This is a genomic window from Robiginitalea marina (assembly GCF_024006985.1).
GTDB lineage: Bacteria > Bacteroidota > Bacteroidia > Flavobacteriales > Flavobacteriaceae > Robiginitalea > Robiginitalea marina.
The window spans coordinates 1-374 of record NZ_JAMXIB010000042.1 but is presented as its reverse complement, the minus strand read 5'-3'; the positions used below and the strand labels follow the sequence as shown (position 1 = coordinate 374).

1 protein-coding gene is annotated in these 374 nt (G+C 58.8%); it reads left to right on the top strand.

Annotated features, from left to right (window positions below; translation table 11 throughout):
* A partial coding sequence (locus NG653_RS14685; protein ID WP_252742463.1) for a hypothetical protein occupies positions 1 to 374 on the top strand: 374 nt, incomplete at both ends.

The window sequence follows — 374 nt, the reverse complement described above, 5'->3', positions numbered from 1 at the left end:
GACTTCAGCCTTACGGGCAACACCCTGACGCTGACCCTGGAGAACGGGGGCACGCAAGATGTGGACCTCTCGGGCTATGTCTCCACCGACGACCAAAACCTGACCCTTAGTGGGAACACCCTTGGGATCGAAGACGGTAACACTGTGGATTTGACTCCGTACCTGGACAACACCGACGACCAGAACCTGACCGGTGCCACCCTGACCGGCACCACCCTTCAGATCGATATTGAGAACGGTTCTTCAGCCAACGTAGACCTGTCCGCACTGGTGGGTACTGACGACCAGGGGCTTAGCCTGAGCGGCAACACCCTGACCCTTGAAGACGGGGGCAGTGTGGATCTGACGCCCTATCTGGACAACACGGACGACCA